Source organism: Bradyrhizobium sp. ORS 86 (genome assembly GCF_045571475.1).
Lineage (GTDB): Bacteria > Pseudomonadota > Alphaproteobacteria > Rhizobiales > Xanthobacteraceae > Bradyrhizobium.
On the sequence record NZ_CP120699.1, the window covers coordinates 4520260 to 4546717 of the forward strand.

Sequence of the window (26458 nt, forward strand, 5' to 3'; positions counted from 1 at the left end):
TCTCGCACTCAGACAACCTAGGACCTTTTGGAGACTCTCGTCTCGCGTCAGCGGACTGACGAAAGCCGCCAGTGCAGCAGCGAATACGGCCGCTCCGGATGAGGATGGTGCTCGAAAACGCCTTCCACAGCCGCGCCGATGGAGACCGCTTGCGCAGGATCGCCGAGCAGGTTGCCGATCATCCTGACGCCGCTGGCGTGAGGGATTTCAACGAGCACGGCGAGATAGGGGCCGTGCTGCCTTAGCGCAGCGTGCGAGGGATACCAGACCCGCTCCCAGCTGAAGATCCGCCCGTGCGGCTCAATCTCCGTCCAGTCGGGATCGAGGGCATGGCACTGATGGCAGATCCATTCGGGGCCGAACTGCCATGTGGCGCAATGGCGACAACGCTGCACCAAGAGGCGGCCCTGGCGCATCCCCTGCCAGTAGGGCGCCGACAGGCCGTCGGCCTCGGCCACCGGGATCGGCAGCCCCTGCGGAAGGTAGGTTCGGCCCGCCTCGCCGCTCACAGCGTCGCCTCCGAGCCGAGAAGGAGATTGCTGACCGGCGTGACCATAGGTCCGCCGATCACCATGGCCACATCATTGCGCCTCGCCTGGCTCGTGGACGTTCCGCGCACCTGACGCACCGCTTCCAGCACGAGTTCGAACCCGTGCATGTAGCACTCGGCCAGATTGCCGCCGCTGGTGTTGAGCGGAAGCCGCCCCGATGGCGCAACGAGGTTGTCGAAGGCGAGATAGTCGTTGGCCTCCGCCGGCGCGAAGAAGCCGTGTTCGGCGAGCGCCATCACCACGCCGCCCGTGAAGTTCTCGTAGCACTGGACGACACCGACGTCGGACGGACCGAGCTCAGCCATCGCATAGAGGTCGGCCGCGACGGTTTCGAAGCCGGCGCTCGCGTAATGCGGCGAATTGTGCGGGATCGCGCCCGCGCGATATCCGGATCCGACGGCGGCCCCCAGCACATAGGCCGGCTTGTTGCGAAATTCTCCGGCACGTTCGGCTGGCACCAGCACGAGCGCGGCGGCGCCGTCGTTCTCCATGCAGCAATCGTAGAGATGAAACGGCTCCGCGATCCAGCGCGAGGCATCATACTTGGCCGCGTCCAGCGGTTTGCCGTGCATGACGGCCCGCGGATTGGCCTGCGCATGATGATAAGAGGCCAGCGCGATCGCCTGCAGCGCCTGCTGGCTTACGCCGTGCTCATGCATGTAGCGCCGCACGCGCATGGCGAAGCGCTGCGGCGGCGCCAAAACGCCGTAAGGCATCAGGTACGCCTTCTCGCCGGAAATGGTGTCGATGCTCGTTGTCTGCCCGAACCGGCCGTATTGCCCCTGCGCGAGCGAGCGAAACACGACGGCGCAATCCGCAAGGCCTGCGACGATCGAGGCCGCCGCATTGGCGACGGCCGCGCAGCAGCCTCCGCCTCCCCCGCCCCATTGCATGGTCGCAGCACGAAGCCGCCGCGTGCCGAGCGCGGCGGCAAGCCTGGATGCCTCGCTCCGCTCCTCGCTGTAGGAGGCGAAGCCATCGATGTCGCGCGGATCGATGCCGGCATCGCCGCACGCCGCAAGTATGGCCTTCAGCGCCAGCTTAAACTCCGGATGTGGCGATGCGCCATGGCGGTAATAGTCGGTCTCGCCGATCCCAACGACGGCAACACGGCCTCTCAGCGTGCGATCGGCGGTTGCCCTCGCGCTCACGTCCGCCCCGCCTTGGCTGGCCCTGCCCCGGTCTCGCCGAAGGCGCCGGCCGCGGCGAGCCGCGCCAGACGCGCATCGTCGTAGCCGAGCAGATCCTGCAGCACGGCCCCGGTATGCTGGCCGACCGCGGGCGCGGCCACGGGATCCACGACGGGCGTCGCGGAATAACGGATCGGCAGGCTGACGTTCGGGATCCAGCCCAGCGTGTCGTGCGGAATGCGGGTGACGAGACCGCGCTCCCGCGCTTCGGACGACCGGATCGCCTCCCCGACCGTGCGGACCTGCCCGCACGGGACGCCGGCCGCCCGCATCCGGGCTTGCCAATGGCTCCACGGCCGTTGCGCGAAGACCTCGCTAAGGATCGCGAACAATTCCTCCCGCCGCCGGATACGATCGGGCCCCGTCGCGTAAGCCTCGGCCGCGGCGAGGTCGGCGCGGTCGAGCACCTGCGACATCAGGCGCTGGAAGATCTTGTCGTTTCCGCAATTGATATAAAAAGCGCAGTCCTGCGCCTGGAACACGCCCGAGGGACAGGTATCGGGGCTGGTGTTGCCGTGCCGCTGCGGATTGGAGCCGGTGAACAGATGTTGCATCGTGGCGTAGCCGGTCATCAGCACGGCATTGTCGAACAGCGACACCTCGACCGCCTGTCCGAGCCCGCTGCGCTCACGGGCAACCAGCGCGCCGAGGATGGCGGTGCAGGCCATCATCGCCGTGCTGATGTCCATCACGGGCGACAGCGCCCGCACGCCCTCGCGATCCGCATAGCCGTTCATGGACACAAACCCGCTCTCGACCTGCGCGATCGGATCGAAGCCGAGCCGGTCCGCGAAGGTCCCCTCGCGTCCATAGGCCGAAACCGAGCAGTAGATGATTTCCGGATTGATCGTCCGGCATGCCGCATAGTCGAGCCCGAACCGCTCCATGACGCCGGTGGAGAAATTCTCGACGACGATATCCGCCGTCGCGATCAGGTCCCGCACCACCGCGACGCCCTCCGGCGACTTGAGATCCAGGGCAACGCTTTGCTTGTTACGGTTGGTCCAGACGAACGGCGCGCCGGCCTTGAGTTCGGGATGCACCGGCGGGTAGCGCCGGAGATCGTCGCCGCGGCCGGGCGCCTCGATCTTGATGACCTCGGCACCCATATCGGCGAGGATCATCGTGGCGAATGGGCCTGCGATGAAGTGGGAGAAATCCACGACCCGTATTCCCGCGAGCGCCCTCGGCGCATCGACTGGCCGCGGCGTATAGACGGGAAAGTCGGCTTCGATGTTATCCAGCATGGTGCATCCATTGTTCGCGCGGCAGCCCTGACGGGACTGATCGCAACCGGCGTCAATTACTCTTCGCCTGCTCGACCATCGAACATCCGCCCTGGTCGATCGGGCGGAATGCCTCGGGTCCGCTCAGGACGCCGACATTGTCGAGAAGATCCCATTTGCCTTTCGACGCCTTCGGCTCCTTCACCTTGAAGATGTACATGTTGTGGATGGCGCGGCCGTCCGCCCGCACCACGACAGCCCCGAACAGCGCGTCATCGATGGGCTGCTCCTTCATTTTGCGGATGACCGCCTGCGCGTCGTTGGTTCCCGCGGCCAATGCGGCATTCAGATAGGCCAGCACCGAAGAATAGACGCCGGCGTGAAACGCCGTCGGCGACTGATCATGCTGCCGCGCGCTGAACTTCGCCGACCAGGCCCGGCTGGCCTCGTTGAGGTCCCAATAGAACGGCTGGGTGATGATGAGCTCCTGCCCGACCGCGAGGCCGCTGGCCTCGACATCGTTCGTCGTGGTCAACATCGCGGCGAAATTCCGACCCTTCTGTTTCAAGCCGAACTCAGCGGACTGCTTGATCAGGCTGACGGTATCGCCACCGGCGGTCGCGAAAGCGATCACGTCGGCGCCGGAGGCATCCGCCTGCAGGATGAACGAGGCGTAGTCGGCGTTATTGATGGGAACGCTGACCGATCCGAGCACGGCGGCGCCGCCCGCATTGATGACGGACGTTCCGTCCCGCACCATGGACTTGCCGAGCGCATTATCGGTGGCGATGAAGTACCATTTCTTAGCACCGTGGCGGACCAGGTAATTGCCGATCGTGTGCGACGCCGCCCAGGTGTCGAACGTCCATTGGATCGTGTTGGGCGAGCAGTATTTCCCCGTCAGGTCGGACGACGCCGCGCTGGAGGCGATCAGGGCGGCCTTGCCGCCGCGAACAACCTCATTGACGGCAAGGCCAACCGCGGAGTTCGGAACGTCGGCGACGGCGTCGACCTTCTCCTGCTCGATCCAGCGACGGGCGATGGCGGCCCCGACGTCCGCCTTGTTCTGGTGATCCGCCGAGATGATCTCGACCTTGAAGTCAGGATGCTGCGTCATGAAGTCCTCGGCCGCCATCCTGGCCGCCGTGACGGAGCCCTCACCGGCGTTGTCGGAATAGGGACCCGACGCATCGTTGAGGACGCCGATCTTGATGGTGCGTGTTGCGGCCGCCCATGCGGGCGAACACAGGCCGGCGAGGAGCAAGGATATTCCGGCAACGCGTAAAGCGACTTTCATGTTTTCCACCCTGTTGACGAACGTTGCTGTTCTTAGAGGTCCAGCACCAGCGTGCCTGACCTCGCGCCCGAGCAGCAGATCATCATCGTCTTGTTGGATGCCTGCTCGTCCTTGCTGAGAAACTGGTCGCGATGATCCGGGATGCCTTCGAGCACACGCGTCTCGCAGGTGCCGCAGACCCCCTCCGAGCAGGCATGGTTGGCCCCGATCCCCGCATCGAGCAGCGCTTCGAGGATCGTCTTGCCGGCTTCAACCGGAATCGTCCGGCCGCTGCGCGCGAGCCTCACCTCGAAGCCGCCCGCCGTCGCGGGAGCTTCGGTCGCCTGGAAATACTCGACGTGCACGTGATCAGCCGGGCGGCTGGCGGCCGCGGCTTCGAAGGCTTCGAGCATCGGCTGCGGTCCGCAGCAGTAGAGATGAGCCCGCGCCGGGGCCCGATCGATGACGGCCGCAAGATCGAACAGGCGCCCGGAACGCTGGTCGTCGAAGTCGAGGCACACCCTCAAGCGTCCCTTCGCCGCGAGCACTTCGATCTCATCGAGGAATGCCGCCGCGCGCGGCGCCCTTGCCGCATAGACCAGTTCGCAGGACCGTCCGAGGGCGTCGAGGCGACGGGCCATGGACAGCAACGGCGTGACCCCAATTCCGCCTGCAATCAGGACCGAATGCTCGGCCTGCTCACAGAGCGCAAAGTTGTTGCGGGGCCTCGACACCCTGACGATGTCACCCGCCTTCAGATTGTCGTGCAAGAAGCGTGAGCCACCCCGCCCGGCCGTGTCCTTGTTGATCGCGATCACATAGCGATGGCGCTCGCGCTGATCGTTGACCAGCGAATAGCTGCGGACCATGCCGTTCGACAGATGCACATCGATATGACCGCCGGCCGTGAAGGGATCGAGATTGCGGCCGGTTGGCGAGATCAGTTCGTAGGAATTGATCGCATCCGCCTCGTAGCTGATGCGCTTGACACGAACCTCGAACAAGCCGTCGCTCATGGCGCGCGCCTCCGCGGGACTGCCATCGAAGGGCTCACATCTCGTATCCGAAATCGGCGCCGAGTTTGGCACGCATGAAGGGCGCGCCGACATCGACCCACGACTCTTCCGGCGGCAGCCGCATCGACACCGCGCGGACCATGAATACGTCGGGATCCGTCACGCCTTTCGGCTTGGTTCCATGATCGCGATAGGCCCCGAGCGCCTCCAGGATGAAGCGTCGGGTCATCGCGATGCCGGTGTCGCTCGAGCAGAGGTTTTCCTTCGTCCGGTCGAAGATCGGCGACACGCCGCTCTGGCAGGCCCCGTCCTGCACCCACAAGCCCGGCAAGCCCGAGAACCAGGTCGTCTGCTGCGCCTGATAGTCGAACTGGAAGCCATTCTGCGGGTTATATTTCGTCCAATAGCCCGCATAAGGGACCGTCACCGGCTGCTCGACCAGCGCGTTGCGGCTGGCATGCCCGCTCTCGCGACCGTTGTGTCCTTCGGAGAAGACCTGCCGGGTTTTCGGCAGCAGGGGTTGCGAGGGGTGATACGAGAACATGATGCAGAGCGTGTTCTCATCGTCGATCGGCACCCAGGCATGGCCGCTGAGATCCGGGAATGGCATCAATGGCGGGACCAGCGTGTAGAACGGCAGCATGAACTGATTGACGCGCCAGTACAGCGTATTGGCATCGTAGTTGCGCCGCGCCGCGATGCTCATGCCGAAGTCCTGCTTGATGCATTCGAATGTCGGACGCAGATCGCGTTTCTGGATCCAGGTGCTCGTTGTGCCCTGTGCATCGAGGCGCCCGTGCAGCAGCGGCGCGTGGGCGGAATCGATCTCACCCTCGACCGCCTGAAGCCAGTTGCACTCCTGCACGCGCAGCGAGATGTGCACCTGTTCCTGCGGCACCAGATTCCATTCGACGTTCGGCAGCGGCGGAAGATCGGCTTGATCGGGGCCCATATAGGTCCAGATCATCCCGTTGCGCTCCCGGCATGGATAGGCCTTGATCCTCACGCGCTCCTTCAGACGACTGCGGACCGGCTCGGCCGGCATATCCGTCGTGGCGCCAGTCACGTCGAATTTCCAGCCGTGGTAGACGCATCGCAGGCCGCAATCCTCGTTCCTTGCGAACACCATCGGGGCCCCGCGATGCGGACAGGCCTGGTCGACCAGCCCGACGCGGCCATCCGAATCCCTGAATGCGACAAGATCCTCTCCAAGGAGCCTGATCCGCTTCGGCTGCCCGTCTTTGGTCAGATCCGCCGACGGAAGGAACGGAATCCAAAAGAGGCGGAACAGGTCTCCTAGCGGCGTGCCCTTGCCGACCCTGACGAGCCGTTCATTGTCTTCGCGTGAGAGCATGTGCTTCCTCCTTCAATGGCAACCCGTCGCCGCCTTGCTCTGTGGCAGTGCCAAGCAGCGCTGCGACACGCGCCGACAGTCCGAGATCGCGTGCGGTCCAGAGCGGATCGGCCGAAGCCAGTGGCTGCCGTGGTATGGGCGGCACTGCCCCGGCCTCGACGAGGCCGACGATCGTCTCGATGCGGCGCCGCTCGAGATCTCGCAGGGCATCCTCGACCACGGCGCCTTCCGCGGTGCAGCCGGGCAGTTCGGGATAGGTCAGACGCACGAGCCAGCGGCCAGGTTCGGTTTCGACCGCCTCGGCTTCGAGAAGATAGGGAATCGACAGAAGCTCGCGCAAATCCAAGCAGTCCTCCCCGGCAGCGCAGTTCTTGGTGCCTTATTAATACGTATACGTATTACTTGAGCAAGTGGATTGCAATAGCAAATCTGGCGCTGTCGGCTCTGCCGGAAGCAGCCCCCGACGCTCATTCGGCCCCGGGGTTGAGAGCCATCGGACAAGCTGCTAACGCCTAGCCGTTCTCGGAGAAATCAGGTCAACGACGGCATGTCAGCGCCCAAGGGAAAGAGTGCGAGCGCGGTGGAGATCGCGCGCAACTGGCGCCTCGAAGGAGGAGTTGGATTCCTGCTTCGACTACTCGAGGCCCGCTATGACCTGCTCTACCAGGACCTGACCGGCCAGAGCGACATCACGCCACGGCAGTTCGGCGTGTTGATCGCGCTCTATCAGGACGGTCCCCTGACTCCGTCCGCCCTCGCCGTGCGCATCAGCAGCGACCGCAACACGCTCAGCGAGATGCTCAAGCGCATGACGGCGCGCAAGCTGATCTCGAAACGAAGCAACGCGGAAGACCGGCGGTCGATCCAGGTCCAGATCACCGCCAAGGGCGAAGAAGAACTTCTCGGGGTCATCCCCGCCGCGGCCGAGCTTCAGAACACCCTTCTTGCGCCCCTGAGCAAGGAGGACCGCGTCCACTTCCTCAACTGCATGCTCGCGATCGCTAAGGCCGCGGCGCCCTCGTCCTCCGGGACCTGACCCTGTTCCTGTCTTCGAGGGCGCGCCCGCGCCGCGATGCTCCCCTATCGCACCGAATAGCGGACCGGCAGGCGTTTCACGCCGCCGAGGAACGAGGTCTCAGTCCAGGCCGGGGCGCCCGCGAGCTCGACCCGCTCGATCCGGCCGAGGAATTCGCGGAAGAAGGCCACGATCTCGGCCTTGGCGAGATGACGGCCGATGCAGGCGTGAATGCCGAAGCCGTAGCCGAGATGCCGGTTGGGCGACCGATCGGGGATGAACTGGAAAGGACGATCAAAGGCTTCCTCGTCCCGATTGCCTGAGGGATAGCTGAGGAGGATGCTATCCCCGGCCCTGATCGTCTTGCCGCGAATGTCGTAGTCGGCCGTTGCGGTGCGGAAGAAGTGTTTGACGGGAGATACCCAGCGCACCATCTCCTCCGCAGCGTCCGAAAGGAGCTCGGGTTCGCGCTGCAGCCGGGCCATGGCATCGGGGTTCTCGATCAAGGCAAGCAGACCGCCGGCGATCGTCGCGCTCGTCGTATCGTGTCCCGCGCTCGCGAGCGCGACATAATACGAATAGGCCTCGAAATCCTCGATCGGCCGGCCGTCGATCTCGGACGTTGCGATCACCGTCGCCACGTCGTCCTGCGGGTTCTTCCGTCTCTCCCGCGCGACGTCCTTGAAATAGTCGACATAGGCGATCGTGGCGTCGATCAGGTCCGAACCCTTCTGCATCTCCGGATCGCCGCCGCCGAAATAGGCCTGTGTGATCTTGAGCAGACGTTCCTCGTCGCTACGCGGCAGGCCGAGGATGGTCATCAGGACGCGTAGCGGATAATAGATCGCGATATCGTTGTAGAAATCGCACTGGCTACCCATCGCCACCAAGCGATCGACGCCCTCCTTCGCGAGCGCCGCCATCCGCTCGGACAACGTCCGGATGTGCCGGGGCTGAAACCAGGCGTGGGTGAGCTTCTGATACTTGCCGTGATCGGGATTATCCATCTGCGGCAAGGCCCGGACCAGCATGGGCTTGCCGCTCATCGCCTCCCTCACCTTGCTTTCGAATTCGATGCTGAGAAGCTTCGTCCGCGGCGCGTTGATGAAGCGATCGGCCTGGCGCTCGATCTCGATGATGTCGGCGTATTTGGTGACGGTCCAGAACGGACGATACCCTTGAGGTTGCGTCCAATGGACCGGATCGTCGCGCCGCAGCTCGCCGAAGAGCCGGTGCTGCAGACCAACATTGCCGTACGTTCTGTGATCGGCGATTGCATTGTCCGTTGCGATGTCGAGCATCGTTCCTCCTCGCTGCTTGTTTTGTGTCTTGTTAAGCGCTCCCAAATCCCGCCATTGTCAGAACGGGCTTGACCACGCGGCCGCTATCGAGATCGTCAACGGCCTCGTTGATCCCCGCGAGCGGATAGGTCTTGACGAATTTGTCGAGCGGCAACCGGCCTTCGCGGAAGAAGCCGATCATGCGCGGAATGAACAGCTGGGGATTTGCATCGCCCTCGACCACGCCGCGGATGGAGATTCCCCGCCCGACCACCACACTGGCTTCGGCCGCATACATCGTTCCCCGAGGTGGGGCCGCGACCTGCGCGCTGACGCCTCGCGCGCGCAAGCAATTGACCGAGCTTGCCACCGCCGCCGGTACGCCCGTCGTGTCGAGCGAGACATGCGCGCCGCCCTGCGTGAGCTCGGTGATCTCAGCCGCGGGATTCTCCGCGCGGCCGGACACCGCATGCGTTGCGCCCAGCTCGCGCGCGACGCGCAGCCGCTCCGGCACGACATCCACGGCGATGATGGTCGAGCAGCCGACGATCCGCGCGGCGATGATGGCGGACAGGCCGACGGCGCCGACGCCGAACACGGCAATCGAGGTCCCGGCCTGCGGCCGCAGCACGTTCATGACCGATCCCATGCCGGTCTGGATGCCGCATCCGAGCGGCGCAAGAAGATCCAGCGGCAGATCGGCATCGACCTTGACGATGTTCCTGGTGGTGGCGATCGCGTACGTCGCGAAGGCGGATTGCGCGAAGAAATGACCGCCAAGCTCGCTCCCGCCGCGTGACAGCGCCGAGCCGCCGGGCCTGCTTCCGAACAGGTTGATGGCACGAAAATGGTCGCAATAGCCGAGCGCGCCGTCGCAACAATTCGGGCACTCGCCGCAGGAGCCAAAGCTCATGAGCACATGGTCGCCAGGCCGGAACGACGTCACGCCGGGGCCGACCTGCTCGATCACGCCCGCTCCTTCGTGGCCCAGAACCTTGGGCATCTGCACCGGGATGTGCCCGTACTTGACCGCCAGATCGGTGTGACAGATGCCGCACGCGTGCACCCGGACCAGGACTTCGCCGGCGCGCGGCGCCGAGAGTTCGCAGGGGACGATCTCGAAGGGATCGCGCGGCCCATTTGCTATCGCAGCGATGATCCTCATGGACGGGTGCCCTCCGGCGCGCTGATGTGAACTAACCTTTCGCCCGGGCGCTGGCGCTTCCAAACACTCCGGCGTCGGCGAGGCCGGCGATGGCCTCGCCGGATAAGCCGAGGATCCGGGACAGCAATTCGTCCCGGTGCGCTCCGACCGCGGGAATCTCCCGCCGCATGGCGGTCGATCCGCCCGACATCTTCCAGGGCGCATTGACGCCCAGGAATTCCCCCGCGCTATCTGCAATCGTCGCGAATGCGCCGCGCTGCAGGAGGTGAGGGTCGGTCAAGGCGGCTCCCGGATCGCGATATTCGGCACTAGGAACGCCGGCCCTATCGAGGGCAGCCATGCACTCGCGCACCGTATGCTGCTCGGACCATTTCTCGACCACCTGCATCATTGCGGTCCAGTTGGCCGCGCGGCCCGGCACCGTTTTGAAGCGCGGGTCGTTCGCGAGATCACCCTGCCCTGTCACCTCGCAGAGCGCGGCGAAATTTCGCGGCGTGATCGGCGCAACCAGGATGTCGCCGTCGGAAGCCCGGACCGGACCATAGGCGGCGCGCGGCGCTTGCGGGGCGAACTGCGCTTCCTGTAATTCGTAGACGAGCAGGTTCAGCATGCAGTCCATCAGGGCAACATCGATCCGCTGGCCGGTTCCCGTTCGCGCGCGCTGGACCATGGCGGTCTGGATCGCCGAATAGCCGAATATCCCGCCGAGCACGTCCGCAACGAAAACGGCACCCGCGGCCGGCCGGTCGCGATCGCCCGCATACCGCATCAGCGAACGGTCGAAGCCGCTCTCGGCGTGAACGATCATGGCATAGGCGGCGCGCTCCGCGGCCGGGCCCGTTTGCCCATAGCCCGAGATCGAGCAGTAGATCAGGCGTGGATTGATCGCGCGCAACGCGTCGTAGCCGAGGCCAAGCCGGTCCATCACGCCCGGCCGAAAATTCTCGACCAGGATATCGGTCTCCTTGACCAGCCGACGGACCAGTTCGATCGCCTCGGGGCTTTTCAGGTCGAGCGCAAGGCTGCGCTTGCCCGCATTGAGCTGGCCGAAATAGGCACTCTGGCCGCCCCGCAACGGGGCCCGCAGACGCATGTCGTCGCCCTCGGGCGGCTCGATCTTGATGACCTCGGCGCCGGCATCGGCGAGCAGCCTCGCGCAATAGGGACCGGCCAGCATGATCGAGAAGTCGAGCACGCGGACGCCCTCGAGCGGCAGATTCGTGGTCTCCTGCGCCTGCATGCGGTCACTCCTATCTGGGCAGCCCAAGCGCCCGTTGTGCGATGAGGCTGCGCTGGATCTCGTTGGTGCCGATGCTGATCACCCACATCAGCGAATGACGCAGGTTCTGCTCGAAACGGCCGTTGTCGATCGCGCCAGGCATCTGCTCCGACAGCGCCGCCCTCGTGCCGAGGATGTCGAGGGCCGCTTCACCGAAGCGCTCCATCAACTCCCCCGAGAAGACCTTGCTGATCGCGCCGTATTCCGGCGGGGTTACCCCTTCCTCCGCGAGCTCGGCGCAATGAATCATCAATTGACGCCCGATCTCGATCTCGGCAGCCAACGTCGCCATCCTATCGCGCACGATGGGATCGTCGCTCAGCGCCGCTCCCGCGGCGTCCTTCTGCATGACGTGCCGGCGCAACTGCTCGAAGGCGTGAGCGACCTTCAGGACGATGCCCCCGCCGACCAGCCCGCGCTCGAAGGCGAGCGCGCCGGTCAGGACCTTCCAGCCTCCGTTTACCTCGCCGACGAGGTTCTCCAGGGGAATGCGGACGTTGTCGTAGAAGATGTTGGCGAAGGAGCCGTCATACATCGTGGTCGCCGGCCGGACCGTGATCCCCTCGGCGTTCATCGGCACGATGAACATGCTGATGCCGGCGTGCGGCGGCTTGGCGTCCTTGTCGGTGCGCGCGGCCAGGAACATGTATTTGCCCCACCACGTCGTGGTCCAGATCTTCTGGCCGTTGATGATCCAATGATCGCCGTCACGTACCGCGCTGGTGCGCAGCGCAGCAAGATCCGAGCCCGCCTGCGGTTCGCTGTAGCCCATCCCGTGCATGGCTTCGCCGCGAAGGATTTCCGGCAGATATTGCTGCTGTTGTGCGGGCGTTCCGAACATCATCAGGGCATTGGCCTGGATCGCGGCGCCGATGCGCGGCGCTTCGCCCCACTCCATCGTCTCCATGAACGCGATCTGCTCGAGCGGCGAACGGGCCTGGCCGCCGAATTCGCGGGACCAGCCGAGACCGATCCAGCCCGTCTTGCCGATGTCGCGCGCGAAGTCGGCATCGAACTCGCGTTTGGCGAACGGCTTGCGATCGAATTCGGCCTTCCGGTCCCCCGACCAATGCTGTCCCAGCCAATCCTTCACCTGCTCGCGTAGCGCGTTGCCGGCCAGGCCGAGGTCATATTCAGGCAGACCCGAACTTCCAGGCTCCAGCAACGAGGACGCCAGCCATCGCTTCGCCGGTGCTGCCCCGCCCAGCATGATCGTGTCGAGATGCACCCGCTTAAAATGCAGCGGTGACTCGTGCTCGTCGGCATAACCGATCGCCCCGAATGCGTGATGCGTCTCGAGCGAGACGCGCCGCAACGCATCGCTCGCAAAGGCGACGGCCGCATTGGCGAAGTAGCGCCATTCGCGATCGTCGCGATCGTGAAGCCTGGCCGCATGATCAATGATCAGCCGCACCCCTTCCAGGGCGATGAAGCCATTGGCAAGCTTGTGCTGGATGGCCTGGAACCGGCCGATCGGCTGACCGAACTGATGCCGTTCCTTGGCATAGTCCGTGGCAAGCTCGAACCCGCGTAGGGCGGCGCCGTGCGCTCGCGCCATCAGCGTCAGCTTTCCCCTCAGCATGAGATCGTCGAGTACGCCCGCCTCTATCGCGATAAGGCTGATCGGCGCCGAACTGAGACGCACTTCACAAGTCCCCCAGGCGCCCATGGCACGCGTGGGGACCACGGCAACGCCGGTGGCATCCAGCGCCACGAGACCAAGGTGAGCGCGGTCGATGGCAACAAGCAGATGCGTGCAGCTATCCGCGGCTTCCACGAGACGGAGCACCCCATCGGCCCGGCTGTTCCGAACCCGGATCGCACTCGCGCCCGGATCCGGATCGAGCGCCCCAAACGACATGGCGAGCCGGGCCGAACTCTCGTGCAGTCTGTTCAGGCAATCAACGGCCACCTCTGACCCGGCCGTCCAAAGCGCGAAATTGGCAAGCGCGGCCGACCACATGGGAGCCGGGCACGCCGCGCGCCCGAGTTCCGCGAGCACGACCGCGATCTCGCGCAGCCCCCCTCCTTCGGGATCGGAACCGAGACTGGCAACGCCCTGCCCAACCAGCTTGGTCCATACCGCCGCAACCTCCTGCGGCCTGGAGCCATGCCTGAGGCAATCGGCATCCCACTGCTCGCCGAGAAACCCGCGAAGGGATTCCCGGAGCATCCGCCTGACCTCGTCGTTCGGAAGCTCGGTGGCGTCCATGGACTTGGCTAGCCTTGGCCAAACCTGGGCTTACGCTTCTCCTTGAATGACGTCGTCGCTTCCTTGTGGTCAGCGGTCTCGAATGTCACCTGCTCGAGCGCCATCGAGGCCTCGAGCAGCATGTTCACCCGGTCCTTGACGATCTGATTGATCGACAGCTTGGTCCAGCGGATAGCCCAAGTGGGACCATTCGCGAGCTCGATCGCGATCTCCTGGGCCTTGGCCAGCACCTCTGCTCTGGGCGCGACGTGATTGACGAGGCCGATCCGCTCGGCCTCCTTTCCCTTCAGCAGGGTGCCGCGAATGAGGAACTCCTTGGCCTTGTTGATGCCGACGAGCAACGGCCAGATCACGGTGCCGCCGTCTCCGGCCACCAGGCCGACCCGCGACACATGGGTGTCGCCGATGCGCGCATCCTCCGCCATGACGGTGATGTCACAGAGCAGCGCATGGGTCGCGGCAAGGCCGATGGCATCACCGTTGATGGCGGCGATGATGGGCTTGTCGAGCTCGAGCTGGCGCGTCACACCTCGGCGGCTGATCATGGGGTCGTGGACCTCGCCCTCCTCCAGCACGTCGCCGCCCGGCCGCTCCGACATCGCCTTGACGTCGCCGCCGACGCTGAAGAAATCCCCGGCCCCGGTCAGCACCACGACGTTGACGGCGTGGTCGTCGGCAAGATCGTCCCAGATCGTGCGGAGCTCCCGGATCAGCTTCTGATTGATGGCATTGCGGGCCTGCGGCCGGTTCAAGGTCACCGTCGCGACCTTGTCGGCGACATCCACGGTCAGGCACTCGTACTTCGCATATGGGGACACGTCTTCCTCCGTTCGTTTTTCTTAATTTCCATCCGGCGCTCGGCCGGGCGTACAACTCGTCACTTCATGCCCGAATTGATCTCCGCCAAGGCGATCTGAAGCGACATGGCGCCGGGATCCTGCTCGAGCATCTTTTGAACCGCGCCCAGGTGGCTGCGCATCAGCCGGGCCGCGGCGACGGCATTCCGCTCCCGAAGCGCCGCCAGGAATTGCCGGCGCCGCTCACCCAGTCGCGTCATCGCAACGCCGCTGGACGCGACCTTTGCGTAAACGAACCGCATGTGGATCTCGGTGACCGCATCGGTGATCATGGCAATCACCTTGTTGCCGCAGGCGAGGCCGAGCAGCTTGTAGAACTCCCGCGCGCATTCCACCCGCTCCAGCAGCCGGCCCTCGCGGGTAAAAAGCTCCGTCCGTTCGACGTTGGCCTGCAACGCCTCGAAATCCGCCTGCCGGGCGTTCGCGCAGGCAAGGCGCACCACAAGGTCGAGCACCTGCACGCGAGCTTCCGACAATTCGCGGATCGAGATCGTTCCGAGGCTCAGCATGTCGCGCATGACCACGTTCATGCGGCTGGTATCGCCCTCCTGGACGAAGGCGCCACCTTTGACTCCCTTCTGCAGCCGCAGCACGCCGGCCATTTCGAGACTGCGAAGCGCTTCCCGAAGGACGTTACGGCTCACGCCGAGCTGCTGCGCAAGATCGCGCTCCGGCGGCAGCTTGTCGCCCGGCTTGAGAGCTCCGCGCGCGAGCTGCTCGCGAATCCGGTCGCAGATTTCCTCGAAGGCCCGACGCGTGTGGATCGGGCGAAACGCCACGGGGGCCGACGATCCCGCCATGCGATGATCCGAGGCTCGCTCGCGACGCTGGGATGACGCAGCGCGCACGCTGCCAGTTTTGTGGGGGCTTGACTTGGTCGACATTGGATGGATTATTAAATGGATCACCCATTCAATGGAAGCCCTTTTTTGGTCTTCCCAAAGAAAAAAACCCAACGGAGACGTTCATGAGCTTCAGCGAAGAGCAGATCGCCTTTCGCGACAGCATCCGCAAGATGGCCACCAAACACGTGGCACCGATCGCAGCCGAGATCGACGAGACGGACCGCTTTCCCCTCGAGCTCGTGAAGCTCTTCGGCGAGATGGGATTGATGCAACTGTGGGTCCCCGAACAATACGGCGGGCCGAACGGCAACCTGACCATGGCGTGCATCGCCCGCGAGGAGATCTCGCGATTCTCTCCCGCCTGCGCGTCAATCGCCGCACTGAACACGATGTTCATCATGCCGCTGCTCCACTTCGGCTCCGAGGAGCAGCGGAAGAAATACCTGCCGATCATCGCCAAGGGCGGCATCGTGACGGCAATCGCAATCTCCGAGCCACAAGCCGGCTCCGACGTGACCGCGATCAACACGCGCGCGAGGAAGGACGGCGATTGCTATGTCCTGAACGGCCGAAAGCAATGGTGCAGTTACGGAGTGGCGGCCGACTACATCGTCGTGATGGCGCGAACGAGCGACAGTTCCGGAGCGGACGGCATCAGCGCCTTCATCGTCGAACCGAGGAACATGCCGGGGATCACCTTCGGCCGGCACGAGCGCAAAATGGGCTTTCGCGGCGCACCGAACACGCCGATCTTCTTCGACAACGTCCGGGTACCCGTCGAAAATCTCGTCGGAGAGGAAGGCAAGGGATTTCGTGCGTCCATGCGCGCCCTCGACCTCAATCGTCCCACCATCGGCGCTCAGTCCGTCGGACTGGCCCAGGGAGCACTCGACGTTTGCGTCGCCTACGCGAAGGAGCGCAAGCAGTTCAAGAAATCGATCTCGGAATTCCAGGGCGTGCAGTTCATGCTCGCCGACATGGCCATGCAGATCGAGGCGGCGCGCGCCCTGGTCTACGAATGCGCGCGCGCGGGTGATGCGGGCGACTGGAAGCGACTGAACGTCCTTGCCAGCATGGCCAAGTGCGTCAGCAGCGACATGGCCATGAGAGTGACAACCGACGCCGTGCAGATCTTCGGCGGCTACGGCTACACCATGGATTATCCGGTCGAGCGCATGATGCGGGACGCCAAGCTGACCCAGATTTTCGAGGGTACCAACCAGATCCAGAAGATGGTCATCGCCCGCGAGCTTCTTCGATAGGCCTGAAAAACAATCAAAATTGGGAGGAAAGATCTTGAACAGCCATTTTGGGCGAACTCTGGGCATAATAGCCGCATCAGCGGTGCTGGCATCGACGCCAATCTACGCGCAAAAGGCCTATGGGCCGGGAGTCAGCGATACCGAGATCAAGCTAGGGCAGTCAACGCCGCTCAGCGGCTCCGCCTCCGCGTTCGGCGCCGGTGCGGGACGCGCCGTCGTCGGCTATTTCGAGATGATCAACGAACAGGGTGGCATCAACGGGCGCAAGATCATCTTCACCCAGCTCGACAACGCCTACAGTGCTCCAAAGGCCGTTGAGCAGTCGCGCAAGCTCATCGAGGACGTCGGGGTCCTCGCCGAGGTCGGCACCATTGGCACAGTCCCGAACGTCGCCATCCAGAAATATCTGAATTCGAAGCAGGTGCCGCAGCTCTTCATCACCGCCGGGGGGCGTCGCTTCAACGATCCGAAGACATTCCCCTGGACGGTGCCGCTCTATCCGGACTTCGAGACCGAAGGCCGCGTCATCGCAAAGTACATCCTGAATGCCAAGCCGGACGCGAAGATCGGCGTCCTGTTCCAGAACGACGATTTCGGGCGGGACTATGTCAAAGGCCTCCGCGCCGGCCTTGGCCTGAAAGCGTCGCAAATTGTCGCCGAAGCATCTTATGAGCTGGCGGACCCGACGATCGACTCCCAGATCGTTCAGCTCAAGGCGGCCGGGGTCGACACGTTGATCGAACAGTCCTCGGCCAAGGCGGCGGCGCAGTCCATCCGCAAGGTGCATGAGCTCGGCTGGAGGCCGCTCCACGTCATCGGCGGCTCGACGGCGTCGGTCGAGACCGTCCTGAAGCCGGCCGGCCTCGATGCATCGAAGGGATTGGTCACCACGCAATTCCTCAAGCAACCGGGCGATCCCGCCTGGGCGGACGATGAGGAGATGAAGGCCTACAAAGGATTCCTGAAGAAGTATGCCCCTTCGGCCAATCCCGACGACTACTCCGTCCTGGTCGCGTACATGAACGTGAACGCTCTCACCACCGTGCTCAAGAAATGTGGCGACAAGCTGACCCGGGAAAACCTGATCCGCCAGGCGACCTCGCTCCACGGCACGCGGATGCCCCTGATGCTCCCCGGCGTCTCCATCAGCACTTCCCCCGGGGACTATACTCCGTTCAAGATCCTCCGGATCGCCAAGTTCGACGGAACGAGCTGGGCGCTGTCCGGAGATCCCATCTCCGCTGAGTAGCACGGGGCGGCGATGGCCGCCGCAAGCATCAGGCGCCCGCCATCGCAGCGATCGCCTCCAGCGCATCAATCTCGTCGGGCGCGATGCCCCAATCCGCGAGAGCGCCGCGGCTGTCGCGCCCTGGCGTGGGCGGCGTTCGATGGAGATCGGATGGCGTACGGGAAAAGCGCGGCGCCGGGCTCGGGTGGCGCACGCCGTCGAACGCCGCGTAGACGTTCCGCGCCATCATCTGCGGGTGCGACGGTGCTTCGTCGATCGTCAAGACCGGCGCGAGACAGGCGTCTCGCCTGCTGGCGAGGGCAACCCATTCATCCCGGGTTCGTTCGGCGAATATCGCCGCGAAGCGTTCGCGCATCGCCGGCCACGCCGAGCGATCGTTCTGGGCCGGGAGCTCGCTCTCCTTTAGGCCCATCACCTCCAGCAAATTGGTGTAGAACTGCGGCTCGATCGCCCCCACCGCGATGAACTTACCGTCCCTGGTCGCATACGTCCGGTAGAATGGCGCACCGCCATCGACGATGTTGTCGCTTCGCCGTCCTGTCCAGCTTCCCTGCTGACGAAAGGCTTGAAATGCAGACATCAGATGCGTCACGCCATCGATCATGGCGACGTCGACGGTCTGCCCTTGTCCCGATCGCCTCACCTCCATGGCCGCCGAGAGCAGCCCCACGACAAGGTAGAGTGCTCCACCCCCGAGATCGGCGACGAGATTGAGCGGCGGCGGAGGCGCCCGATCGGCCTCGCCGAGACAATGCAGCGCACCGGTCAGCGCGAGATAGTTGATGTCGTGCCCAGCTTCCTGCGCCAGCGGGCCCTCCTGCCCCCACCCGGTCATGCGCGCATAGACCAGGCGCGGATTGACTGAACGGCAAACCTCGGGGCCGAGCCCCAGCCGCTCCATCACCGTCGGACGAAACCCCTCGATCAGCGCATCCGCCTGCGATGTCAGCTTCAGGACCGTTGCAACCGCCTGCGGCTGCTTGAGATCGAGCGCGATCGAACGCTTGTTGCGGTTATAGAAATCAAATCGCGCCGGCAGATCAGGTTCGGTGCCCGCTCGCGCGATCCGATCGATGCGCACAACATCCGCGCCGAGGTCGCCGAGCAGCGCGCCCGCAAAAGGCGCTGGCCCAATGCCGCCCATTTCGATGACACGAAAGCCTTCCAACGGTCCCGTCAAGACGCACTCCGTTCGTCAACAATCGGCCAATTGACTTCAGCGGTGAAAGTGCACGGTGTCATCGATCTTTGCCCGGTTCACACGCGCCGTGTTGGCCTTGACGTCGCAATCCTCGTAGCCGAACGAGATGCCGAACAGCAGTTTATAGTTACCGGGAATCTCGAGCTGCTCGCGGACAATGTCTGGAAACAGACCGAGCGCGCCTTGCGCGCATGAGCCGATTCCACGCGCGGTCAGCGCCAGCATGAGGGTTTGCGCATACATGCCGATATCGGTCGCTTCGCGTGTATCGAACGGCTCCGGCATGAAGATGAGCACTGCATGCGGCGCATCGAAGAATGCATAGTTGCGGACATAGGCAAGCTTGCGCCCCACCGTATCGCTGCGCGCAACACCCATCGCGCCATAGAGGGCCTGCGCCGCGCCGACCTGCCGCTCCCGATAAATGCCCGTGAACTTGCCGTCGGCCGGCCAGTCCGGCTTGATCGGCTCGTCTCGCAGCCCTGCCGCAACAAGCGCCTCGCGAAGGCGTTTGAGCTTCTCGCCTGACATCACATGCGGCGTCCATGGCTGCACGTTGCAGTTCGACGGGGCGCATTGCGCCAGGGCAAAGACCTCCCGCAGGATCGCATCAGGCACCTCGCGCGGAAGGAAGCCCCGCACCGAGCGCCGGAGGCGGATGGCCTCGTCGACATTCATCATGGGCTGCTCCGCCAGGCTCATCGCTCGTTCTCGATCATCGCCATCCCACGGGTCGCATACGCGCGCGCAAGGCGTCGCCCGATATTGGCGGCATCGGGCAGCACGTTGTTGCCGAGATCACCGCGCGCCGCCACGCCGGCACTTCCGACCGCGCCGCGAAACATCGCAAAGACCTGATGGAAGACCGTCAGGCGCTCGACTGCTCCCGAGTCTTCATAGTAGCGATCCAGATAGTCCTGCTCCGACGGAATCCCCGTGTCGCCGAGCAGCATCCCTAAAAGTCCCCCGTTCTCGTCCGGGGCCATGCGCCAGGCCTGGGTGTTGAAGGCGAGGTCGACGAGCGGATGGCCCAGGGTCGACAATTCCCAGTCGAGCACGCCGATCACGCGTGGCTCGGTTGGATGAAAGATGACGTTCGCCATCCTGAAATCACCATGGCAGAGCGCAAGGGTCTCGCTGTCCGGTACGCGGTCCCCCAGCCAGCGCACCATCCTGTCCAGGGCCGGATTGTCCTCATCACCCTGGCGATACTCGCTCCAGAGCCTGGACCAGCGATTGAGCTGCCGGGCAAAGTAGTTTCCCGGTCGGCCGAAGTCGCCGAGCCCCAATTCTTTGTAGTCGAGGGTGTGGATTGCAGCGAGCGTCGCGCCCATCGAGCGATAGCAGGCGGCGCGCTCCTCGCGCCCAAGTCCTGGCAGCGCGTAATCGTAGATGGCACGTCCGTTCAGCCACTCCATCAGATAGAATGGCGTGCCGAGGACCTCGCGATCCTCGCAATAACGGTACGGCTTTGGCGTCGGCACACTGCTGCCCTGAAGCGCGGTGAGCACGCGATATTCGCGATCGATAGCATGGGCCGAGGGCATCAGTACACTGTTTGGCTGCTTGCGCAGCACGGCGCGCCAGTCGCCGTATGTCACGAAGTAGGTCGGATTCGACATCCCGCCGCTGGTGCGCGCGACGCGCGTTGCGGCACCGCCACCCAGCCAATTCCTCAGATAAGCGTCGAGCCGTCGGAGATCAAAATCAAGGCCGCCTTCGCTCGCCTGCCCGCTCATCGCAATCAGCTCGCGCTCTTGCCGCTGAAGCCGAACAGATATTGCGCCACGCGCCGCATCTGCACCTCTTCCGTTCCTTCCGTGATGCGGTAGCGGCGATGATGGCGATAGATGTGCTCGAACGGCAAGGCGCGGCTATAGCCCATGCCGCCATGGACCTGCATCGCGCGGTCCGCGGCCTCGCAACACAAGCGGTTGGCACGGAAATTACAGATCGAGACCATGTCGCTGATTGTCAGCGGGTTCTGACGATCCATCTGCCACGCCGTGCGGAATATGAAGTTGCGCAGCATTTGATAGTCCGCCCAGAGCTCGACGATCGGGAACTGGACGGCCTGCTTCTTGGCGAGCGGCTCACCGAACGCGACGCGTGATTTCGCGTATTTGACCGCCTCTTGAATGCAATAGCGCGCCGCGCCAGCGCTGGCCGCGGCCTGACGGATACGGTTCTCATGCACAAAGCGTTGCGCGACGACGAGCCCCTCGCCTTCCCTGTGCAGGATCGCGCTGTCGGGCACGCGCACATTGACGAGCTCCGTTTCGGCGTGATCGCTCGGCATGTTGAAGGTCCAGTGATTGTAGAGCACGTTATGGCCGGGCGTGTTGGTCGGCACGACGAAGGCGGTAATACCCTTGGCTTCGCCCGGCTTGCCCGAAGTGCGGGCGAATACCAGATTGGCATGCGCCCGCGCGACCTGACTGTTCCAGCGCTTGCGGCCGTTGATGATCCAATGGTCTCCGTCGCGCACGCCGGTGGTCTCAAGCCGTGTCGCGTCGCTGCCATGCCCCGGCTCGGTCAGGCCGAAGGAGAGATGCTTCTTCCCCGTGATGATGCCTTCGATATAGGTCTTCTGCTCCTCCGTCCCGTAGTCGGACAGCGCCGGGATGATCGGAAAATTGCCGACGATCGATGATTCATCCTGCAAGTCGTTGTGCAAGCCCAGCCCCTTGGCCGCGAGATGCTCGCGGATCGCGGCGATCGCCAGATTCGAGGCGCCTTGCCCGCCGCAGGATTTCGGCAGGCCGTAGCGCAGATGCCCCGCCTTGTCAGCGCGGCGCTCCATCTCGCCGATGAGCGCCCGCCATTCATCGCGGGGACGGCCGTCATTGTCCCAGTCGGTTCGGGCGTTCTCGCGGCGGTGATCGAAGAACTTGACGTTCTCTCGCTCGAGCGGCTTGATCTCCGCCTCAATGAACGCGTCGAGCTCGGCGAGCTTGTCGGTGATCTCCTTCGGCAGTTCGAAATCCACGGCGTCTCTCCTGTCTCTGTTCTTGTTGGGCTGGCGGCCTTGCTAGAGCGCGATCCGGCCGTAGGGATGGGTGCTGCTGACGCCGCCGTCCACGGACAGCAGTTGACCGTCGACATAGGAAGAATCGTCACTCGCCAGGAATGCCGCAGCCGCCGCGATCTCCTCGGAGCGGCCCGGGCGTTTCAGCGGCGTCACGTGACCGAGCTTGAATTCGATGCCACGCGCGCGGGCGTCCTCGAACACTTTGCGCGTCAACTGCGTCTCAACGAGACCCGGCAGCACCGCATTGACGCGCACGCCAGTGCCGGCAAAGGCGTTGGCCGCGGTCTGCGCCAGACTGTTCACGGCGGCCTTGCTTGCGCTGTAGGAGATCGCACCCGCATTGGCGCGCAGCGAGGCGGCGGACGATGTCAGGATAATCGAACCATAGCCCTGCGCGGTCATATGGCGTCCGGCGTACTTGACGGCGAGGAAGCAGCTGATCGTATTGATACGGTAGACCTCGGACCATTCCTCCACCGTTTGCTCGAGCAACGGCGTATTGGTCCCGGTAACCCCGATATTGGCGAAGAAGATTTCCAGCCCACCAAGCTCCGAGACGCAGCGCGATACGATCGCGGCGACATTCTCCTCGACTGCGGCATCCGTGATCATGGCGGATGCGACGCCACCCTCGCCGCGGATCGCCGACGCGGTCTCTTCGGCATTGCCTGCGCGACCCACCACCAGAACGGATGCACCTTCACGCGCGAAGCGAATGGCGCTGGCGCGGCCGATGCCGCTTCCGCCACCCGTGACGACCGCACGCTTGCCTTCGAGCCGCTTCATGCGCCTTCTCCTATTTTGCAGGAACGGTCCAGCCGCCGTCGGCGGTGATGATGGCCCCCTGGATGTAGCTCGCGTCATCGCTCGCAAGGAACGCAGCGAGCGAGGCGATCTCCTCGGGCTGACCGAAGCGACCGGCGGGCATCTCGGCCTGACGTGCCGCAATCGTCTCTTCATCGAACTGCGCGATCGAGGCCGGCGTTCCGATCATGCCCGGCGCGATCACATTGACGCGGATCTTCTTAGCGGCAAGCTCGATGGCGGAAGCCCGCGAGAGCCCGACGACGGCTGCTTTGACCGCAGAGTAGGCAATTGAATCCTTGGCCGGATGAAACGCCGAGACCGAACTCAGATTCACGATCGCGCCGCCGCCGCGCCGCTCCATCTGCGGCACCACCGCCTGCGTCGCCCAGATCAGTCCATGCACGCCGACGGCAAACATCCGCTCCACCGTATCGACAGCGATCTCCGCCAGTGGCTCGAATCGCGCGAACACGGCATTGTTGACGAGCACCGCGACCGGTGCGTCGAAGTCGCGCTCGACGCGGGCGAACAGCGCATGAACGTCATCGCGACGGCCGACATCGATCTCGTATCCCCTAGCCTCGAACCCCAGGTCCTTCAGCCTGTTGACCGCGGGCTCCAGCCGCTTTGCGCTGATATCGACACAGGCGAGGCGGCCGCCCTCGCGGCCGAAGCGCTCGGCAATGGAAAAACCGATGCCGCGCGCCGCGCCCGTGACGACGCAGACTAGATCTTTCAGGCGTGCATTCATGCGCTGGCCTTTTGGGCCGGCTCGGCGAACGCCTTGGCCATTTCGCGGAGCTGATATTTCTGCACCTTGCCGGCCGGCGTCTTGGGCAGGTCGGCGACGATTTCAAGGCGCTCGGGCCAATACTGCTTGGCGACCTTGTGCTCGGCCATATGGGCCTGCACGGCGGCGAGATCGAGCGTCATGCCGGGACGCAGCACGACGAACGCGCAAGCCCGCTCTCCGAGCCGTGGATCCGGATAGCCAACGATCGCTACGGACAGCACAGCGGGAAGTTTGAACATCAGGTTTTCGATGTCCAGGACGGGGATGTTTTCCCCGCCTCGGATGATGATGTCCTTGATGCGGCCGTCGATCCGGATGTAGCCCTCGTCGTCCATATAAGCCATGTCGCCGGTGTCGAACCACCCCTCCGCGTCGAACGGCTCCATGTCCTGTCGCTTGTAGTAACCGAGGAACATCTGCGCGCCGCGGACCTTGAGCAGGCCGCGCTCACCGACCGCGGCCGGCGAGCCGTCCATGCGCAAGACCTTGACCGCGACGCCTTCGACCGGACGCCCGTCGGTCTTCGACGATTTCTCAAGCGCCCGCTCCGGCTCGGTCAGCGTGCTCGCGAGCGACTCGGTCATGCCCCAGAGCGAGCAGACCTTGAGATCGAGCTCCCGATAGGCGCGATCGATCAGCGCCGGCGGGATCGGCGCACCTGCGCAGAGGAACTTGCGCAGCTCAGCCGGCTTCGCGGCTCCCGCCGCAACCGCCTCGCACATGTCGGCCAAGAACGTCGCCGCGCCAGCGGAATAGGTGACGCCCTCCTTCGCCATGATCGAGACGCCGCGCTTCGGCTCCCAGATATCCTGGAAGATCACGGTCGCACCGATCTTTAGCCCGAGCAGCATACCAGCGGCAAAGCCGGTCATGTGGCCGAGCGGCGAGCAGACCAGCACCGTATCGCCGGTGTCGAGGCCGAAGCGCCCGGCGAGTCCGATGCAGCAGCCCATAAGCGTGTTGAGGCAATGCATGACGCCCTTCGGCGAGCCGGTCGTGCCCGAAGTGAACATCAGCACGGCCATCCGGTCTGCTGGCAGCGTGCCGATCTCACCGACCGGCGGCGGGCCGAGACGCTCGCTGCCGGACAGCAAAGCCTGCTCGAAGCCATCAGGCCCCTTGCCGTCGACGACGATGACGTGCGTTAGCTTCGGCAGGCTCGGCTGCAGCGAGAGTGCCATCGCCTCATGATCGAAACCGCGGAACAGCTTTGGCACCACCAGCAGCTTCGTCTCGGCAAAGCCGAGCATGTAGCTGAGTTCGTGCTCGCGGAAGATCGGCATCAGGGGATTGACGACCGCGCCGACCCGGAACGCCGCCAGCGCAATCACTGCGAATTCCCACCAGTTCGGCAACTGGACCGACACGACATCCGCTGGGCCGATACCAAGACGACGCAGCGCCGCCGCCGCACGCGAAATCATGTCACCCAGCTCTGCGTAAGTCAGGCGCTTCGGCGCGTCACGATCGGCACGGTCCGCCATCAACGCAAGCTTGTTGGGTGTGGCTGCGATCGCCTGCTGCAGGAACTCGTCGAAGTTCTTGTCGATCCAGAAACCGCCGGCACGCATCGCGCGCGCATGCGCCACGGGATCGAAACGATTCTCGCTCATGACGTTGCCTCCATGACGATTGATCGATGCACTTGACGGCATGTTAGTTCGCTAGTGTATTATATTTGAAGTGAACTGCAACACTAAATCAGACGGCAATCTCGGCGACCAGCGGTGCACGGAGCTCGATGTTTCGTGAGCTAGTGCATTAGTTTTTCGGTGCGACCGCGAGCAGGGAGGCGACCATGAAGGCAGCAGTGCTGGAACGACGCGGACCGGACGGGGCGGCCTGGCGCGATTTCCCCGACCCGGCACCAGTTGCGGGCGAGTCCGTGCTCAAGGTCGCAGCGTCCTCGGTCAATCGTGTCGATCTCTACATGCGCGACAATGGCGGCGGCATCACCCACACATTGCCGCAGGTGATGGGGGTCGAGGCCGCCGGGGAGATCGTCGAGGCCGCGCCCGGCAGCGGCCTGGAGCCGGGCATGAAGGCGGTGCTCTTCTCCGAGGCGTTTTGCGGCAAGTGCCGATACTGCCTGGCCGGCGACCAGCCGCTTTGCGAGAACGTCAAGATCATGGGCGAGCATCGCAACGGCGGCTTCGCAGACTACGTCGCGATGCCCAGCCGCTGCTTCTTTCCCCTGCCCGGCGATGCTGATCTGGTGGCGGCGGGCGCGCTGATGACTGGCCATCTGACGGCCTGGCGGATGCTGTTCGGCAAGCGCGGCTTGCAGCCCGGCGAAAGCGTCATGATCGTCGGCATCGGTGGCGGCGTCGCGGTAGCCTGCCTGCAACTCGCCAAGCTGGTCGGTGCTCGCGTCTTTGTCACCTCCTCGAGCGACGAGAAGATCGCCAGGGCCGTGGCGATGGGCGCGGATGGCGGCATCAACTATCGGAGCGACAAGGTGTCGGCTGCCATCCAGCAGATGAGCGGCGGCGGTGTCGACATGGTGATCGACAGCGTCGGCGAAGCCAGTTGGGGTGAATCGCTGCGTTCCTTGCGCCGTGGCGGCCGGCTCGTCACCTGCGGTGCCACGACCGGCTCGAACCCACCGGCCGATCTGCAGCGGGTCTTCATCCGCCAGCTCGAAGTCTATGGCTCGACCGGCGGCAGCATCGCGGAGTTCCGCCAGTTGCTCGACGTGTTCAATCGCGGCCTGATCCGGCCTGTGATCGACTCATCGTTCAGGATGGCAGACGCTCCTGCGGCCCTTGCTCGTCTCGCCTCCGGGGCACAGTTTGGCAAGGTGTCGCTCGTAGCATAGGTCTCGGTTCCACGAGCGACATGAGATCGAC

The 26458-nt window shown here is 64.3% G+C and carries 24 protein-coding genes; 4 read left to right on the forward strand and 20 right to left on the reverse strand.

The genetic code is table 11. The annotated features are described in order from the left end of the window. Positions 1–47 precede the first annotated feature (47 nt). Genes P6U25_RS21185 through P6U25_RS21215 form a run of 7 tightly spaced genes read right to left on the reverse strand, consistent with a single transcriptional unit; the run spans position 48 to position 6959 of the window. Positions 48–509, reverse strand: a complete 462-nt coding sequence (locus P6U25_RS21185; protein WP_407146700.1) for a Zn-ribbon domain-containing OB-fold protein — start codon at positions 507–509, stop codon at positions 48–50. Further along, positions 506–1702 (reverse strand): thiolase C-terminal domain-containing protein, encoded by a 1197-nt coding sequence (locus P6U25_RS21190; protein WP_407146701.1) that lies wholly within the window; start codon positions 1700–1702, stop codon positions 506–508. The genes P6U25_RS21185 and P6U25_RS21190 overlap by 4 nt, the downstream gene beginning before the upstream one ends. Next, on the reverse strand, positions 1699–2988 hold the full coding sequence (locus P6U25_RS21195) for a CaiB/BaiF CoA transferase family protein (RefSeq protein WP_407146702.1): 1290 nt from the start codon (positions 2986–2988) through the stop codon (positions 1699–1701). The genes P6U25_RS21190 and P6U25_RS21195 overlap by 4 nt, the downstream gene beginning before the upstream one ends. Before the next feature lie 52 nt (positions 2989–3040). Beyond that, entirely contained in the window at positions 3041–4264 is a 1224-nt protein-coding gene (locus P6U25_RS21200; protein WP_407146703.1) for an ABC transporter substrate-binding protein, read from the reverse strand. A gap of 32 nt (positions 4265–4296) precedes the next feature. Continuing rightward, positions 4297–5259 carry a PDR/VanB family oxidoreductase gene (locus P6U25_RS21205; RefSeq protein WP_407146704.1) on the reverse strand — a complete coding sequence of 321 codons (963 nt, stop codon included), beginning with the start codon at positions 5257–5259 and terminating at the stop codon, positions 4297–4299. Between the two features lie 34 nt (positions 5260–5293). Beyond that, positions 5294–6613 (reverse strand): Rieske 2Fe-2S domain-containing protein, encoded by a 1320-nt coding sequence (locus P6U25_RS21210; RefSeq protein WP_407146706.1) that lies wholly within the window; start codon positions 6611–6613, stop codon positions 5294–5296. Then, positions 6591–6959, reverse strand: coding sequence for a hypothetical protein (locus tag P6U25_RS21215; RefSeq protein WP_407146707.1), 369 nt, complete (start codon positions 6957–6959; stop codon positions 6591–6593). The genes P6U25_RS21210 and P6U25_RS21215 overlap by 23 nt, the downstream gene beginning before the upstream one ends. A gap of 201 nt (positions 6960–7160) precedes the next feature. Between P6U25_RS21215 and P6U25_RS21220 the strand changes: the two genes are divergently transcribed. Continuing rightward, on the forward strand, positions 7161–7649 hold the full coding sequence (locus P6U25_RS21220; RefSeq protein WP_407146708.1) for a MarR family winged helix-turn-helix transcriptional regulator: 489 nt from the start codon (positions 7161–7163) through the stop codon (positions 7647–7649). Between the two features lie 44 nt (positions 7650–7693). Here P6U25_RS21220 and P6U25_RS21225 read toward each other — a convergent pair whose 3' ends face one another. From P6U25_RS21225 to P6U25_RS21250, 6 genes are read right to left on the reverse strand one after another with little or no spacing between them, the layout of a single operon-like run. Beyond that, on the reverse strand, positions 7694–8929 hold the full coding sequence (locus tag P6U25_RS21225; protein WP_407146709.1) for a cytochrome P450: 1236 nt from the start codon (positions 8927–8929) through the stop codon (positions 7694–7696). A gap of 31 nt (positions 8930–8960) precedes the next feature. After that, a complete protein-coding gene (locus P6U25_RS21230; protein ID WP_407146710.1) occupies positions 8961–10073 on the reverse strand; it encodes an NAD(P)-dependent alcohol dehydrogenase in 1113 nt (370 codons plus the stop codon). A 31-nt stretch (positions 10074–10104) separates the two neighbouring features. Then, positions 10105–11313, reverse strand: a complete 1209-nt coding sequence (locus P6U25_RS21235; protein WP_407146711.1) for a CaiB/BaiF CoA transferase family protein — start codon at positions 11311–11313, stop codon at positions 10105–10107. 10 nt (positions 11314–11323) lie between these two features. Continuing rightward, positions 11324–13564, reverse strand: coding sequence for an acyl-CoA dehydrogenase (locus P6U25_RS21240; RefSeq protein WP_407146712.1), 2241 nt, complete (start codon positions 13562–13564; stop codon positions 11324–11326). Between the two features lie 8 nt (positions 13565–13572). Beyond that, the gene (locus tag P6U25_RS21245; protein WP_407146713.1) at positions 13573–14382 is read right to left on the reverse strand and encodes an enoyl-CoA hydratase/isomerase family protein; all 810 of its coding nucleotides are present in this window, start codon (positions 14380–14382) and stop codon (positions 13573–13575) included. A gap of 59 nt (positions 14383–14441) precedes the next feature. Then, a complete protein-coding gene (locus P6U25_RS21250; RefSeq protein WP_407146714.1) occupies positions 14442–15377 on the reverse strand; it encodes a FadR/GntR family transcriptional regulator in 936 nt (311 codons plus the stop codon). Positions 15378–15388: 11 nt separating this feature from the next. Between P6U25_RS21250 and P6U25_RS21255 the strand changes: the two genes are divergently transcribed. Together P6U25_RS21255 and P6U25_RS21260 are read left to right on the forward strand one after the other, a co-directional pair. Continuing rightward, the gene (locus P6U25_RS21255) at positions 15389–16528 is read left to right on the forward strand and encodes an acyl-CoA dehydrogenase family protein (RefSeq protein WP_407146715.1); all 1140 of its coding nucleotides are present in this window, start codon (positions 15389–15391) and stop codon (positions 16526–16528) included. Positions 16529–16586: 58 nt separating this feature from the next. Further along, positions 16587–17777 carry an ABC transporter substrate-binding protein gene (locus P6U25_RS21260; protein WP_407152569.1) on the forward strand — a complete coding sequence of 397 codons (1191 nt, stop codon included), beginning with the start codon at positions 16587–16589 and terminating at the stop codon, positions 17775–17777. Positions 17778–17805: 28 nt separating this feature from the next. On the opposite strand, the gene P6U25_RS21265 is transcribed toward P6U25_RS21260, so the two are convergent. From P6U25_RS21265 to P6U25_RS21295, 7 genes are read right to left on the reverse strand one after another with little or no spacing between them, the layout of a single operon-like run. Next, the gene (locus P6U25_RS21265) at positions 17806–18957 is read right to left on the reverse strand and encodes a CaiB/BaiF CoA transferase family protein (protein ID WP_407146716.1); all 1152 of its coding nucleotides are present in this window, start codon (positions 18955–18957) and stop codon (positions 17806–17808) included. A 36-nt stretch (positions 18958–18993) separates the two neighbouring features. Continuing rightward, a complete protein-coding gene (locus P6U25_RS21270; protein WP_407146717.1) occupies positions 18994–19659 on the reverse strand; it encodes a nitroreductase in 666 nt (221 codons plus the stop codon). A gap of 17 nt (positions 19660–19676) precedes the next feature. Beyond that, positions 19677–20717 carry a phosphotransferase family protein gene (locus tag P6U25_RS21275; RefSeq protein WP_407146718.1) on the reverse strand — a complete coding sequence of 347 codons (1041 nt, stop codon included), beginning with the start codon at positions 20715–20717 and terminating at the stop codon, positions 19677–19679. Positions 20718–20722: 5 nt separating this feature from the next. After that, entirely contained in the window at positions 20723–21967 is a 1245-nt protein-coding gene (locus P6U25_RS21280; RefSeq protein WP_407146719.1) for an acyl-CoA dehydrogenase family protein, read from the reverse strand. A 42-nt stretch (positions 21968–22009) separates the two neighbouring features. Beyond that, positions 22010–22795: an SDR family NAD(P)-dependent oxidoreductase gene (locus P6U25_RS21285; protein WP_407146720.1), complete on the reverse strand. Its 786-nt coding sequence runs from the start codon at positions 22793–22795 to the stop codon at positions 22010–22012. A 10-nt stretch (positions 22796–22805) separates the two neighbouring features. Then, positions 22806–23567 (reverse strand): SDR family NAD(P)-dependent oxidoreductase, encoded by a 762-nt coding sequence (locus P6U25_RS21290; protein WP_407146722.1) that lies wholly within the window; start codon positions 23565–23567, stop codon positions 22806–22808. Further along, complete coding sequence (locus P6U25_RS21295; protein WP_407146723.1) at positions 23564–25222, reverse strand: AMP-binding protein; 1659 nt, start codon at positions 25220–25222, stop codon at positions 23564–23566. The genes P6U25_RS21290 and P6U25_RS21295 overlap by 4 nt, the downstream gene beginning before the upstream one ends. Before the next feature lie 185 nt (positions 25223–25407). Between P6U25_RS21295 and P6U25_RS21300 the strand changes: the two genes are divergently transcribed. After that, on the forward strand, positions 25408–26427 hold the full coding sequence (locus P6U25_RS21300; protein ID WP_407146724.1) for a zinc-binding dehydrogenase: 1020 nt from the start codon (positions 25408–25410) through the stop codon (positions 26425–26427). Positions 26428–26458: the final 31 nt, after the last annotated feature.